Source organism: Streptomyces sp. NPDC107581 (assembly GCF_055657175.1).
Genome location: NZ_JBVKBH010000002.1, coordinates 348,562 through 362,111, shown reverse-complemented (window position 1 = coordinate 362,111; position 13,550 = coordinate 348,562). Strand labels below are relative to the sequence as shown.

10 protein-coding genes are annotated in these 13,550 nt (G+C 71.7%); 4 read left to right on the top strand and 6 right to left on the bottom strand.

Features of this window, described 5'->3' with window-relative positions; genetic code table 11:
- The first annotated feature begins 44 nt into the window (after positions 1–44).
- Genes ACZ7P3_RS05135 through ACZ7P3_RS05125 form a run of 3 tightly spaced genes read left to right on the top strand, consistent with a single transcriptional unit; the run spans position 45 to position 2,583 of the window.
- Entirely contained in the window at positions 45–1,466 is a 1,422-nt protein-coding gene (locus ACZ7P3_RS05135) for a S8 family peptidase (protein ID WP_472079040.1), read from the top strand.
- Positions 1,463–2,101, top strand: coding sequence for an RNA polymerase sigma factor (locus tag ACZ7P3_RS05130; protein ID WP_472079039.1), 639 nt, complete (start codon positions 1,463–1,465; stop codon positions 2,099–2,101). Before ACZ7P3_RS05135 ends, ACZ7P3_RS05130 begins: the two co-directional genes overlap by 4 nt.
- 5 nt (positions 2,102–2,106) lie before the next feature.
- Positions 2,107–2,583, top strand: a complete 477-nt coding sequence (locus ACZ7P3_RS05125) for a hypothetical protein (RefSeq protein WP_472079038.1) — start codon at positions 2,107–2,109, stop codon at positions 2,581–2,583.
- Between the two features lie 6 nt (positions 2,584–2,589).
- Here the strand turns inward: ACZ7P3_RS05125 and ACZ7P3_RS05120 are convergent, their stop codons facing one another.
- The 4 genes from ACZ7P3_RS05120 to ACZ7P3_RS05105 all read right to left on the bottom strand — a co-directional run bounded on the left by ACZ7P3_RS05120 (position 2,590) and on the right by ACZ7P3_RS05105 (position 9,516).
- Positions 2,590–3,825, bottom strand: a complete 1,236-nt coding sequence (locus ACZ7P3_RS05120; protein WP_472079037.1) for a cytochrome P450 — start codon at positions 3,823–3,825, stop codon at positions 2,590–2,592.
- A 170-nt stretch (positions 3,826–3,995) separates the two neighbouring features.
- A complete protein-coding gene (locus ACZ7P3_RS05115; RefSeq protein ID WP_472079036.1) occupies positions 3,996–4,787 on the bottom strand; it encodes an N-formylglutamate amidohydrolase in 792 nt (263 codons plus the stop codon).
- Between the two features lie 338 nt (positions 4,788–5,125).
- Positions 5,126–7,345 (bottom strand): NADP-dependent isocitrate dehydrogenase, encoded by a 2,220-nt coding sequence (locus ACZ7P3_RS05110; protein ID WP_472079035.1) that lies wholly within the window; start codon positions 7,343–7,345, stop codon positions 5,126–5,128.
- A gap of 185 nt (positions 7,346–7,530) precedes the next feature.
- The gene (locus tag ACZ7P3_RS05105; RefSeq protein WP_472079034.1) at positions 7,531–9,516 is read right to left on the bottom strand and encodes a trypsin-like serine peptidase; all 1,986 of its coding nucleotides are present in this window, start codon (positions 9,514–9,516) and stop codon (positions 7,531–7,533) included.
- 140 nt (positions 9,517–9,656) lie between these two features.
- Between ACZ7P3_RS05105 and ACZ7P3_RS05100 the strand changes: the two genes are divergently transcribed.
- Complete coding sequence (locus ACZ7P3_RS05100) at positions 9,657–10,544, top strand: hypothetical protein (RefSeq protein ID WP_472079033.1); 888 nt, start codon at positions 9,657–9,659, stop codon at positions 10,542–10,544.
- Positions 10,545–10,593: 49 nt separating this feature from the next.
- Here ACZ7P3_RS05100 and ACZ7P3_RS05095 read toward each other — a convergent pair whose 3' ends face one another.
- On the bottom strand, positions 10,594–11,682 hold the full coding sequence (locus ACZ7P3_RS05095) for a mechanosensitive ion channel family protein (RefSeq protein ID WP_472079031.1): 1,089 nt from the start codon (positions 11,680–11,682) through the stop codon (positions 10,594–10,596).
- A gap of 187 nt (positions 11,683–11,869) precedes the next feature.
- Complete coding sequence (locus ACZ7P3_RS05090; protein WP_472079030.1) at positions 11,870–13,522, bottom strand: amino acid permease; 1,653 nt, start codon at positions 13,520–13,522, stop codon at positions 11,870–11,872.
- Positions 13,523–13,550: the final 28 nt, after the last annotated feature.

Here is a 13,550-nt window from a genome sequence, read left to right as displayed (position 1 = left end):
GTCGACTCTGACTGTCGAACGCCGCATCAGGGGGAGGACGCACCATGGCACCACAGCGATTCCACGAGCAGTTCGACCACATCCAGCGCTCGATGCCCGACGTCCCGCTGTCCATGGGGCCGGACGACACCGCGGGGTTCCTCTACGAGAAGGGCTTCGTCCTCGCCCGTGACGGCGAGGAGGCCCGCCTGGTCGAGGACACCGTGCGCAGCCACTTCACCGAAACCCGTGGACTCGTCCCCGACCACGTGCGCCGGACCGGCCCGGACACCAACCGCGCCGGCATCACCCGGATCCGGGTCGGCGACCCGGCCGGGGGCGAGGACGTCGTGCCGCACGCCCTGCGCGCCCTGGCGGAGGCCGAGGGACGCGGGCGCCGCCGGCTGGTCAGCCGCAACCACGTCGTGCACATCGCGGTCAACGCCTGCCCCGGCGACGAGCCGGTGCCCGCTCCGCGCAGCGAGCCGGCGAACCCGGCGGCGGCCGAGGACCCGTACGACCCGGACACCGCCGTCGGCGTCCTCGTCGTCGACACCGGCCTCGTGCACGACCACGCGTCCTACCCGCTGCTCGCCCACACCACCGGCGATGCCCAGGTGAGCGAGACCGCCGACGGAGTGCTCCGGCAGTACGTCGGCCACGGCACGTTCATCGCCGGGATCCTCGCCGCCGTCGCGCCCAACACCGACATCGCCGTGCGGGGCACGCTCAACGACGCGGGCGCCATCCTGGAGTCCGAGTTCGGCGCCAGGCTCTTCGAGGCCGTCGACGAGGGCGGCTGGCCGGACATCCTCAGCCTCTCCGCGGGCACCTCCAACGGCTCGGCCGACGGACTCGTCGGCCTCGACGCGTTCATGCGGGAACTGCGTGAGCAGGGCACCCTGCTGGTGGCCGCCGCCGGCAACAACGGCAGCGACGACCCGTTCTGGCCGGCCGCCTACGCCACCCTGCCCGAGTACGAGGACAGCGTGCTGTCGGTCGGCGCGCTGCGCGGCGACGGCGCGTCGGGCGCCTGCTTCAGCAACCACGGCCCCTGGGTGCGCGTCTACGCCCCCGGCGAGCGTCTGACCAGTGCCCTCACCGGCTTCGACACACCCGTGCCGTACGTCTACCAGCACTCCACCTACGACGCCTGCCGGTACGGCTTCGACTACGCCTGCACCTGCCGGTTCCCGCACCACACCGGCGTGTTGAGCGAGACACGGGAGAGCACCGCGGCCAAGCCGGACCAGGTGATGTTCGACGGTCTGGCCCAGTGGAGCGGCACCTCCTTCGCCACCCCCGTCGTCGCCGGGCTGGTCGCCGCCCACATGACGGCACACAAGGAGCGCGATCCACGGGCGGCCCGCGCGCAACTGCTGGCCTCCGCCACGGACTCGGCCGACATGCGCGGGGAGCGCGTTTCGGCGCTGCGCCCGCCCACCTGGCGTCAGGTTCCGGTCATGATCCCGGGTCTGCCCGTATGAGGGCCGGAATCCTCCACTCCACGGCGTACGATGACGTGCCGTACACGAGGGGTGGAGCCGTGGACCGTACAGAGGTCGGCGCGTTGGTCCGGTCCGCCGTCGACGGCGACGCCGCGGCCTGGAAAGCGCTGGTGGAAGGGCTGAGTCCGCTGGTGTGGTCGGTGGTGCGCGCACACCGGCTCTCCGACGCCGACGCTCACGAGGTCTACCAGACCGTGTGGTTCCGCTTCGCCCAGCACCTGGGCCGCCTCCGGGAGCCCGACAAGGCGGGTGCCTGGCTGGCCAGTACGGCCCGTCACGAGTGCCTGAAGGTGCTCAAAGGACTGACGCGGCTGACGCTGACCGACGACCCGGGCGTACTGGACCGGGCGAGCGAGGAACGGACGCCGGAGCAGACGCTGATCGACTCCGAGGAGGCCGCGGTGGAGGCCGAGCGCATCCGCCGGCTGTGGCAGGAGTTCGAGGCGCTCGGCGACCGGTGCAGAGATCTGCTCAGGGTGCTGATGGCCTCGCCACCGCCCAGCTATCTGGAGGTCTCGGCCGCGCTCGGCATCGCGGTCGGCAGTATCGGGCCACTGCGCCAGCGCTGTCTGCGCCGGTTGCGGGCCCGGATGGACGCACGGGGGGCGGTGTGAGCGGCATGGACGACAACGGCATCCCCGAGGCGGACTTCGACGCATCCGGGTTCGACGGCGATCTGCTGGAGGAGGAGCTGCGGCAGGCGGCCGGCGTCCTGGACCCCGTCCCCGCCGAGCTGCGCCAACTCGCGCTCGACGCCTATGCGTTGCACGATCTGGACGCCCGGATCGCCGAGCTGACCTTCGACTCGCTCGTGGACGCGCTGCCGGTCAGGGGAGTGCCCGACGCCCCCCGGATGCTGACCTTCCGCGCGGGCGGGCTGACCGTCGACGTCGAGGTCACCGGGGAGGGGCTGATCGGCCAGGTGCTGCCGCCGCAGTCGGCACGCATCGAGGTGCTGGGCGGCCCGCAGGCGGCACGGCCGGTCACCGTCGACACCCTGGGCCGCTTCACCAGCGACACACCGCCCGGCGGCCCGTTCGCGCTGCGGCTGCGGGCCGGCGGGGAACTGATCGTCACGCAGTGGCTGCGGGCGTGAACGCGGTCACCAGGTGACGGGCAGGGTCCGCGGCCCGCGGATCATGGTCTTGTGCCGCCACTGCACCTGCTCGGCCGGCACCGCGAGGCGCAGCGCGGGCAGCCGGTCCAGCAGGGTGTCGATGAGCAGTTCGGTCTGCAGCCGGGCGAGGACGGCACCGGTGCAGTAGTGCGGGCCGTTGCCGAAGGCCAGATGCGGGGTGGAGCCGCGGTCGGGACGGATGCCGTCCGGGTCGGGGAAGACGTCCGGATCGCGGTTGGCGGCGAGGTAGGAGACGTAGACCGGCTCGCCCGTGCGGATCAGGTGGCCGGCCAGCTCCACGTCCTCCAGCGCGATCCGGGCGAGCCCCACCGTGCTGCGGTGCGGAGTGTACCGGAGCAGCTCGTCCAGGACCGGACCGCGTGCAGCCGGGCGGGCCCGCAACCGTTCCATCAGCTCCGGCCGGGTCAGCATCAGGAACAGCATCTGCCCGCTGTGGTGGGTGACGGCCTCGCCGCCGATCTGCAGCGGACCGGCCAGGCCGACGGCCTCCGGCAGCGCGATCTCACCGCGCGCCACGGCGGCTCCGAGCAGCGCGTACACATCCTCGCCGGCACGCGCGGCCCGGGCCCCGACGGTCTCGCCGATCCAGCCGTACAGGCCCTGCTTGGCCCGCTCGCCGGCTTCGGAGCCGCCGGATGTGGAGATGATCTGCCGGGTCCAGGCGTGCACCCGTTCCCGGTCGGCGGGCGGCACCCCCATCACCTCGCTGACGACCGTGATCGGGAACGGCTCCAGCACCCGCTCGACCAGATCCGCGGGCGGCCCGCCCCGTACGATGCCGCCCACCAGCTCGTCCAGGATCTCCTGGGCGCGCGGCCGCAGCCGTTTCATCGCGCTCACCGTGAAGGCGCCGGCGACCGCCTTGCGCAGCCGGTTGTGCTCGGGCTGGTCGGCCCAGGCCAGCGAACCGGGCCGGGGCCCGAAGTTGGGTGCGAGCCGGGTCACTTGACGCCGCGTCACCTCGGTCCGGCTGAACCGCGGATCATTGGTGACCAGCTTCACGTCCTCGTACCGGGTGGCCAGCCAGGCCCACCCCTCGCCGAACGGCAGCCGGATCCGGGTCAGCGGGCCCTCGCGCATCAGGTCCGCGAGGACCGGATCGAACTCCGTCCCGTCCAGGTCGAGCGCGGGCCAGTCCCGCACAGGTGGCGGCGGAGCCCCGGCGGTGAGCGCGCCGGGCTCCTCGGTGATGCCTGTCATGCCATCCACCCTGGTACCCGCCCCGCCCGCTGTCCTGCGGGGATGCTCCAGCCGGAGGCCCGCACGGCGTCCACGAGGGCGGGCGGGGCGGCGCCGGATGGTACGGGCCGGCGGAACCAGGGGGTGTTGCGGGTCCAGAGGGTGTTGCGGGTCCAGGGGGTGCTGCGGGTCTAGAGGGCGTTGACGAGTGCGGCCAGGGCGGTGGCGAGCCGTTCGAGACCCGGTCCGGACGGCCCTCCGGGCTCGGTCATGTACGTGTCCCGGCGGATCTCCACCATCAGGGCGCTCACCCGCCGGTCCCGCCCGTAGTACTCCAGCGGTACGTAGGTGCCGCCGAACGGGCTGTCCAGCCCCGTCTCCCCGCACCCCGCCAGCGCCGTGCGTGCCGCCTCCGTCAGCGCCGACGGCGTGTGGAAGGCGTCCGTGCCGAGGCACACGGCCGGGCGCGGACCCGCCCCGTGCAGCTCGTAGGGCAGCGGCTCGGCCGGATAGGAGTGCACATCGATCACGACGGCCCGTCCGGTCGCGGCCAGCCGCCCGGCCACCGCCTCGGTCATCGCGCGCGCGTACGGCCGGAAGTACCGCTCGACCAGTGGCTCGGGATCCGTGTCCGAGGGACGCAGCTCGGCCCGGTGCGTGGTCCGGGTGTACACGGCCCCCATCCCGACGGCGAGCATCTCCTCCCGCTCGTCCGGAAACCGCTCGGGATCCACGACCAGCCGCGACAGCCGGTTGACGAACAGCCAGGGGGAGACCCGGGCCAGCCCGGCGGCCCGCTCGGCGATCCGGTCGGTGTGCGCGTCGGTGATGTGGTCCAGTTCCCGCGCGAGTGCCGCGTCGCCGAGCACGATCCCCTCCCGCACGTCCTGCGGGATCGCCCGCGCGGCGTGCGGCACATGCAGCAGGACGGGCGACTCGGCGGCGCCGGGGACGAGTTCGAAGGCGGGGGCGGGCTCGGTCACGGGCTGCTCCGGGGGGGCGTTGTCAGTGGCGTGGTGCACGATCAAGGTGTCACACCAGCACCGAGCGAGGACGGGCGGGAGCATGCCGATCAGCAGTCCCCGGGCGGCCGGGCGCCTCTCGATGCTGTGCGGCAACGGCAACGGCAACGGCAGCGGAAGCCACAGCGGCAGCGGCACGGTCGGGCGAGCGGAGCGGGCAGCGGGCCGGTATGACGGCCGGGCAGGGGCGGCGCGCGCGTGCGGTGCACCCTCCCGGACATGGCTGCGCCCCGGCCGGAGGTGCCGGCCGGGGCGCAGTGTCACTCAGGGGCGCGGACCAGGAGCCGCAGCCGTGGGCGTCAGCTCAGGGACGCGAGGGCGTCGTTCCAGGTGGCCGACGGGCGCATGATCGCGTCCGCCTTGGCCTTCTCCACCTGGTAGTAGCCGCCGATCTCGGCCGGGGAGCCCTGGACGGCGATCAGCTCGTCGACGATCTTCTGCTCGTTCGCCGCGAGCGTCTCGGCGAACGGGGCGAAGGCCTTGGCCAGGTCGGCGTCGTCGGTCTGCTTCGCCAGCTCCTGCGCCCAGTACAGGGACAGGAAGAAGTGGCTGCCGCGGTTGTCGATGCCGCCGACGCGACGGGTCGGGGACTTGTCCTCGTTGAGGAAGGTCGCCGTGGCGCGGTCGAGGGTGTCGGCGAGGACCTTGGCGCCGGTGTTGCCGGTGGCCGTCGCGTACTGCTCCAAGGCGGGGACGAGCGCGAAGAACTCGCCGAGCGAGTCCCAGCGCAGGTAGTTCTCCTTGACCAGCTGCTGGACGTGCTTCGGCGCGGAGCCGCCCGCACCGGTCTCGAACAGGCCGCCGCCCGCCATCAGCGGGACGACCGACAGCATCTTGGCGCTGGTGCCCAGCTCCAGGATCGGGAACAGGTCGGTCAGGTAGTCGCGCAGGACGTTGCCCGTCACCGAGATCGTGTTCTCACCGCGGCGGATGCGCTCCACCGACAGCTTGGCGGCCTCGACCGGGGACATGACCCTGATGTCCAGGCCCTCGGTGTCGTGCTCCGCCAGGTACTGCTCGACCTTGGCGATCAGGTTGGCGTCGTGTGCGCGGCCCTCGTCCAGCCAGAACACGGCCGGGTCGCCGGTGGCGCGGGCGCGGGTGACGGCCAGCTTGACCCAGTCGCGGATCGGGTCGTCCTTGGTCTGGCAGGCGCGGAAGATGTCGCCCTGGCGGACCGGCTGCTCGATCAGGACGTTGCCGGCCGCGTCGACCAGGCGGACCGTGCCCGCGGCCGGGATCTCGAAGGTCTTGTCGTGGGAGCCGTACTCCTCGGCCTTCTGCGCCATGAGACCGACGTTCGGGACCGAGCCCATGGTGGACGGGTCGTAGGCGCCGTGGGCCCGGCAGTCGTCGATGACGGCCTGGTAGACACCGGCGTAGGAGGAGTCCGGGATGACGGCGAGGGTGTCGTGCTCCTGGCCGTCCGGGCCCCACATGTGGCCGGAGGTGCGGATCATCGCCGGCATGGAGGCGTCGACGATGACGTCCGACGGGACGTGCAGGTTGGTGATGCCCTTGTCGGAGTCGACCATGGCGAGGGCCGGGCCCTCGGCCAGCTCGGCGTCGAAGGATGCCTTGATCTCGGCGCCCTCGGGCAGGTGGTCCAGGCCCTTGAGGATGCCGCCGAGGCCGTCGTTCGGGGTGAGGCCGGCCGCCTTGAGCGTCGCGCCGTGCTTCGCGAACGTCTTCGGGAAGAAGGCGCGCACCACGTGGCCGAAGATGATCGGGTCGGAGACCTTCATCATCGTGGCCTTCAGGTGCACCGAGAACAGGACGCCCTCCTGCTTGGCGCGGGCGACCTGCGCGGCGAGGAACGCCTCCAGCTCGGCGACGTGCAGGACGGACGCGTCGACGACCTCGTCCTTGAGGACCGGTACGGACTCCTTCAGGACGGTGGTGGTGCCGTCCGCGCCGGCCAGCTCGATCCGCAGCGCGCCGTCCTCGGCGATGACGACGGACTTCTCGGTGGAGCGGAAGTCGTTCTCGCCCATCGTCACCACATTGGTCTTGGACTCGGAAGTCCAGGCGCCCATGCGGTGCGGGTGGGTCTTGGCGTAGTTCTTGACCGAGGCCGGGGCGCGGCGGTCGGAGTTGCCCTCACGCAGCACCGGGTTGACGGCGGAGCCCTTGACCTTGTCGTAGCGGGCGCGGATCTCGCGCTCCTCGTCGGTCTTCGGGTCGTCCGGGTAGTCCGGCAGCGCGTAGCCCTTGCCCTGCAGCTCGGCGACGGCGGCCTTCAGCTGCGGGATGGACGCCGAGATGTTCGGCAGCTTGACGATGTTGGCGGCGGGGGTCTTGGCCAGCTCGCCCAGCTCGGCGAGCGCGTCCGGGATGCGCTGGTCCTCGTTCAGGTACTCCGGGAAGTGGGCGATGATGCGCCCGGCCAGCGAGATGTCCCGGGTGGTCACGGGCACACCGGCCTGCGAGGCGTACGTCTGGATCACCGGCAGGAACGAATGCGTCGCCAGGGCCGGGGCCTCGTCTGTGTAGGTGTAGATGATGGTCGAGTCAGTCACCGGGTGCTCCGCTCCACGTCTGCAACATTGCTCGACATCAAGATATCTCGTGAACGCGGTCGGCTCGACAGGGGTCCCGGCCGGAAATGCCGCCGCCGACGTCCACGGGCTGCCGGCGGCGGGGGCCGCTCGGTGGGGCCCGGAATTCTGTCGCCCCCGCGTGGCGGCCACGCGGGGGCGGTGGGTCAGGAGGTCGGGGCGACGAGCGTGTGCTCGGTTCCCAGCCGTGTGGCGCCGGTGTCGGTGTACATCGTGGTCTCCCCGTCGGACCAGCGGACGACGAGGTCGTCGGTGCGGCCGTTTCCGGTGTAGTCGCCGGTTGTCATGACCGTGTCGTGCGTCCACAGCCCGTTGGGGTTCAGGATGCGCTGTTCCTTGCCGAGGCCCGAGGTGGTGGTGCCGACGTAGTTGTCGAGCTCACCGTCGGTCCAGCGCACCATGAGGTCCCACTTCTCATTGCCGGAGAACTCGCCGCTGGTCAGGAGCGTGGCGTCCTTCCAGGTGCCATTGCGGTCCTTGAGCTTGTGCTCCTGGCCGAACGTGCCGGCGCTGACGTTGGTGTAGAGGGTCACTTCCCCGTCGACCCAGCGCACGACCAGGTCGGTGACGTACTGCGAGGCGGCGAAGCGCCCCGCGGAGATCTGGATCGCGTTCTTCCAGGTGTCGTTCGGCTTGATCATCTGAGTTCCGGCCCGGTTCAGGCCCTTGCTGCCGACGTCGCCGTACAGCGTCACCTCGCCGTCCACCCAGCGGACCAGCAGGTCGAACTGGTTGGACCCGGTGAAGTCGCCCGCGGTGATGGCCCCGGCGTTCTGCCAGGTGCCGTTGGGGGCCATCAGCTGCCGCTCGGTGTCGTAGCCGCCGTGTCCGTTGCCGGGGTAGAGCGTGACCTCCCCGTCGGTCCAGACCACGATCATGTCGCTGTGGCCGGTCTGCCGGAAATCTCCCGAGGCCAGCAGCTTGGCGTGCTGCCAGGTGGGCGCCGGGCCGGGCAGCCGGGCGTCGCCCGACGGCTGGTACGGCGGCCGGGTGCCGACCGCCCGGTGGGCGGCGGCGTCGTCGAACAGGTCCTGGGCGTCCTTGCCGTAGACCGGGGCGTACGTCACCCAGTCGTCGTTGGCATCGTTGCCGCCGCCGTTGTATCCGCCGGTGTTGCCGATGACCTTGCCGGTGCCGGTGGTGCTGTCGTAGTCCTCGATCCAGGGTCCGCCGGAGACGCCGCCGTAGAAGCCCTTGCAGGTCATGCGCATCTGCCGGAAGCCCGGCAGCTGGGACGTGCTGACGGGGCAGCGTACCGGCACGTGGTCGGGGTTGACGCTGTCCGAGCTGGGATAGCCGATGACCGTGACGTTGTGCTGGTAGCCGCTGGTGGTGGTGAAGGTGAGGGCGCCCGTGACGTCCTCCACCCTGCCCTTGGCGTTGGCGTCGACCTGGGCGAAGGACAGGTCCAGGTCGGAGGTCGCCTTCTTGGTGTTCTTCTCGTAGCGCGGGTCCAGGTACACGTGGGACACCGGGAAGACGCCGTAGGGCTGGTCGGTGGCGGACCTGCCGATGCGGTAGTGCGGGACGAAGATGCGGTGGGCGGCCTTGTTCATGCCGATGCCGCAGTGTCCGGCGGTCAGGACGATGTCCTTGGCGGCCGTGTGCACGACGCTTCCCGTGCAGTACGTGCTCTTGCCGCCCAGCGGTGTGCCGTCGAAGAAGAAGGTGCCCACCATCGGGTGGCCGGGGAAGTGCTCCGGCTCGGGCGTGCCGGCCGGTGGCGGCCGGTGTCCGGCAGCGGCCCCCGCGGCGATGCCGTGCATGGGCGCCGCCGAGGCCGGAGCGGGGGCCGGTGCGGAGTCGACCGGGACCGCGTGGTCCATGCGGTCCGCCGTCCAGTACGTCTCCTCCTCGCTCAGGCCCGGCCCGTCCGAGGGGGCGGCGCCGGGGGTGCCGGTCGGGCGTGCCGAGGTGGTGGGGGTACGGGTCGGCGATGACGTGGTGGTGGGGGTGCGGGTCGGTGATGACGGAGTGCCGGTCGGTGATGGCGAGACGCTGGGGGAGCCGGTCGGCGCGGGGGTGGCCGGCGGTGACGGGGTCCCGCCCGCGGCCGATGCCGGTCCGGCGCCGAGTACGCCCGTGCACAGGCCCAGTGCGAGGGCCGGGATCCATCTGTGTCTGGAACGCAACGCGAAGTCTTTCCCTCTTGTAGGAGGCCGAACGGCGAGTGGCCGAATCTTCCGTAACCGCACACCAGTTCGACTTGAAGATCGATAGCATACTGCCGAGTAACTACTGACATCACGTCATATGACAGACAGGCGAGGCGATGGACCGACTCCGTAGGGCCGCGTGGGCGGCGCTCCCGCTGCTCCTGCCCCTCCTGGCGGCCGGGCCGGCCTCGGCCTCCCCGCCGGCGCCGGCCCTCACGCTCGGCGGCGTCCGGACGGTGGACCCCGGCGACACCCTGACGGTCGACGCCAAGGACGGGCAGGCCGGGTACGGCGAAACCGTCACCTCGCCGGTGTTCGTCAAGCCCGGGAAACTGCGCATGATGGCACCGCTGCTGACCACCACGGTCACCATCGGCTGCGAGGCCCGGCCCGGCACGTACGCGGTCGTGCTGAACGGTGCCGGTGACGTGCGCCCCTCCGAGCACCCGTTCCGCTGGGCGCGGGTCCGGGTCGAACCGGCCGACGAGGCCGCACGCCGCGCCTGCCGCGACAAGGTGGAGAAGATGCCGCCGCCGGCACGGGAGGAACGCTGGGCCGCGGGCGACACCTGGCCCCAGTCGGAGTGGGACGTGCGGACGTTCCGGGCCGGCAGCCGTGTCACCATCACCGACAACGACGACGAGGGCATGGACGGCTCCATCACCCTCACGTCCCGTGCGTTCGGCGACCGGCCCGTCCTGCGGGGCGCCAAGGCCGTCCTGACCGCCACCACCACCCTCAAGTGCGACGTGCCCTCCGGCCTCTACGTCGTCCACCGGCACCAGGCGGACCAGAAGGGCCCCGACAAGGTGTGGGCGCGGCTGCGCCTGACCTCCGCCGCGCACGGCACGGCCTGCCCTGCCCGGCAGGCGGCGGCGCACTCCTCCGCGGCCCCCCGCACCACGGTGATCGCGTGGACCGCGGGCGGCGTGCTCCTCGCCGTCGCGGCGGGCGCGGCGTTCCTCCGGCGGGCCCGTTCCCGCCGCGCGTCGCACCCCGCCTGAGTCCCCGTCACCGCCCCGGCCGGCGACCTGCTGACCGGGGCCCGCACCCCTACCGAGCCGACGGTGCCCCCACCACCTCGTCCCCGCTGCGCTGCTGCGGGATCACCACCGCCTCCTGCTGGAGGGAGACCGTGCGGGCGGGGGCGGGGATGCTGATGCCCTCCGCGCGGTAGCGGCGGTGCAGGCGCTTGATGAACTCGTGCTTGATGCGGTATTGGTCGCTGAACTCGCCGACCCCGAGAATCACCGTGAAGCCGATCCGCGAGTCCCCGAAGGTGTGGAAGCGGATCGCGGGTTCGTGGTCCGGGACGGCGCCGGTGATCTCGGCCATGGTCTCGGCGATCACCTCGGTCGTGACGCGCTCGACGTGGTCCAGGTCGCTGTCGTAGCTCACGCCCACCTGCACCAGGATCGTCAACTTCTGTTCGGGACGCGTGAAGTTGGTCATGTTGGTCTTCGCCAGCTGGCCGTTGGGGATGACCACCAGGTTGTTGGACAGCTGGCGGACCGTCGTCTGGCGCCAGTTGATGTCCACCACATAGCCCTCCTCGCCGCTGGTCAGCCGGATGTAGTCGCCCGGCTGAACGGTCTTGGAGGCGAGGATGTGGACGCCCGCGAAGAGGTTGGCGAGGGTGTCCTGGAGGGCGAGGGCGACCGCCAGACCACCGACGCCGAGGGCGGTGAGCAGCGGGGCTATGGAGATCCCGAGCGTCTGCAGCACCACCAGGAAGCCGATCGCCAGAACCAGTACCCGGGTGATGTTGACGAAGATGGTGGCCGAGCCCGCGACTCCCGAGCGGCTCTGGGTCACCGTGCGGACCAGGCCCGCGATCACCCGGGCCGCCGACAGGGTCACCACGAAGATCAGCCACACCTGGAGGATCTGGTTGACGTGGTGCTGAACGGTTCTGGTCAGCGGCAGCACCGCTGCGGCCGACGCCGCCCCGCTCGCGATCGCCGCCCACGGGACGACGGAGCGCAGCGCGTCCACGATGACGTCGTCACCGCTCCACTTCGTCCGCTTGGCGTGCTTGGCGAGCCAGCGCAGCAGCATGCGGGACAGGAAGGCCAGCAGCACGCCCGCGGCCAGGGCGATGCCGGCCAGGACGAGGTCGTCCAGGGTCAGCGCGCGGTTCACCGGTCACCTCCGGGGCGCACATCTGCTGCGGAGGGCCCGCTGTGAAGTCTCGTCACGTTGTCACCTGCTCGGTATCCGGAATGTGCGTTCGCGCCGCCGGCCGGGTCGTCGGCGGTCGGCGCGAACGTTCATCCTGCCGTATCCGGAACACCAGTTCGTACCCGGAGCGGTGCTGTGGAGGCGCTGTTCAGACGATTCCCTCCGCGAGTTCGGCCTGGTCGCGGTCGCTGCCGTAGGCGGCGGTGGCGGGCGTGCCGTACACCCGGCGGGCGACGTACCACCAGACGCTGGCCAGGAGCAGGACCACGGCGAGTGCCACGGCCGCGTAGTTCATCGTGTCGACGGTGACCGGCGAGGACTGCGGCAGGCAGAACAGGACCGTCACGCAGGCCACCCAGACCACCGCGATCCAGCCGACCGGCCTGCTCCACCGGCCCAGGTTCCAGGGGCCCGGCCGGAACCGGTCGCCCGCGCGCAGCCGCAGCAGGACGGGGATGGCGTAAGCGGGCGTGATGCCGATGACGTTGATGGCGGTGACCGCGCCGTACGCCGTCGCCGAGTACAGGGACGGCAGGGCGAGGAGGCCCGCGACGACGACCGACAGCCACACGGCGGCGACCGGGGTCTGGGTGCGGCTGCTGACCTTGCGCCACAGGTGCGAGCCGGGCAGGGCGCCGTCCCGGCTGAACGCGAACACCATGCGGCTGGCCGCGGCGACCTCGGCGTTCCCGCAGAACAGCTGAGCGACGATCACCACGAGCAGCAGCGCGCAGGCTCCGTCGGTGCCGAGGCCGTCGAGCAGGATCTGCGCGGGCGGCACGCCGGTGCCGGTGGTGCGCGTGGCGTCGTAGTCCTGGATGGCGAAGGTCAGCCCGGCGAGCAGTGCGAAGCCCGCGATCCACGACACCCAGATGGACCGTACGATGCCCTTCGCCGCCGACACCGAGGCATTGGACGTCTCCTCGGACAGGTGCGCGGAGGCGTCGTAGCCGGAGAAGGTGTACTGCGCGAGGAGCAGGCCGATCGCGGCCACGTAGAGCTGGTTGTGCCAGCCGGTCTCGTTGACGAACTTCGTGAACACGAAGGACGCCGACTGGTGGTGGTCGGGGACGACGGCGAGCGTGCCGACGATGAGCGCGACGCCCGCCAGGTGCCACCACACGCTGACCGAGTTGAGCACGCTGACCAGGCGGACACCGAACAGGTTCAGGGCGGCGTGCAGCAGCAGGATGACGCAGAAGATCAGCATGGTCCTGCCGGGGGTGGGCTCGAAGCCCCACCGAAGGTTGGCGAAGGCGCCGGTGAACAGGGCGGCGCCGTAGTCGATGCCGGCGATCGCGCCGAGCAGACCGAGCAGATTCAGCCAGCCCGTGTACCAGCCCCAGCGCCGGCCGCCGAGCCGGTCGGCCATGTAGTACAGGGCGCCGGAGGTCGGGTAGGCGCTGGTGACCTCGGCCAGCGCGAGGCCGACGCACAGCACGAACAGGCCGACGCCGGCCCAGCCCCACAGCATCACGGCGGGCCCGCCGGCACCCAGGCCGAAGCCGTACAGGGTCATGCAGCCGGACAGGATCGAGATCACCGAGAAGCTGATCGCGAAGTTGCCGAAGCCGCCCATGCGCCGGGCCAGTACGGGGCGGTAGCCGAGTTCCCGCAGCCGCTGCTCCTCGTCGTGCGGCGGGCGGGCGGCGGAGGACGACGGACCCGGGCCGGGGAAGGACGACGGATCGGGGGCGGCGGGGGGTGACGGATCGGGGGTGGGCAACGACGACGACTCGGGGGTCGGGGAGGGTGACGGACGCGGCGTGGGGGAGCGCGACGGATCGGGGGCGGGGGACATGCGGAAACCTCCAGGGGGTGAGGAGAGG

Excerpts from the sequence above, each read along its gene's own strand:
- ACZ7P3_RS05135 (WP_472079040.1), top strand. The coding sequence starts at position 45 with ATGGCACCACAGCGATTCCACGAGCAGTTCGACCACATCCAGCGCTCG.
- ACZ7P3_RS05100 (WP_472079033.1), top strand. The coding sequence starts at position 9,657 with ATGGACCGACTCCGTAGGGCCGCGTGGGCGGCGCTCCCGCTGCTCCTG.
- ACZ7P3_RS05125 (WP_472079038.1), top strand. The coding sequence starts at position 2,107 with ATGGACGACAACGGCATCCCCGAGGCGGACTTCGACGCATCCGGGTTC.
- ACZ7P3_RS05090 (WP_472079030.1), bottom strand. The coding sequence starts at position 13,522 with ATGTCCCCCGCCCCCGATCCGTCGCGCTCCCCCACGCCGCGTCCGTCA.
- ACZ7P3_RS05120 (WP_472079037.1), bottom strand. The coding sequence starts at position 3,825 with ATGACAGGCATCACCGAGGAGCCCGGCGCGCTCACCGCCGGGGCTCCG.
- ACZ7P3_RS05130 (WP_472079039.1), top strand. The coding sequence starts at position 1,463 with ATGAGGGCCGGAATCCTCCACTCCACGGCGTACGATGACGTGCCGTAC.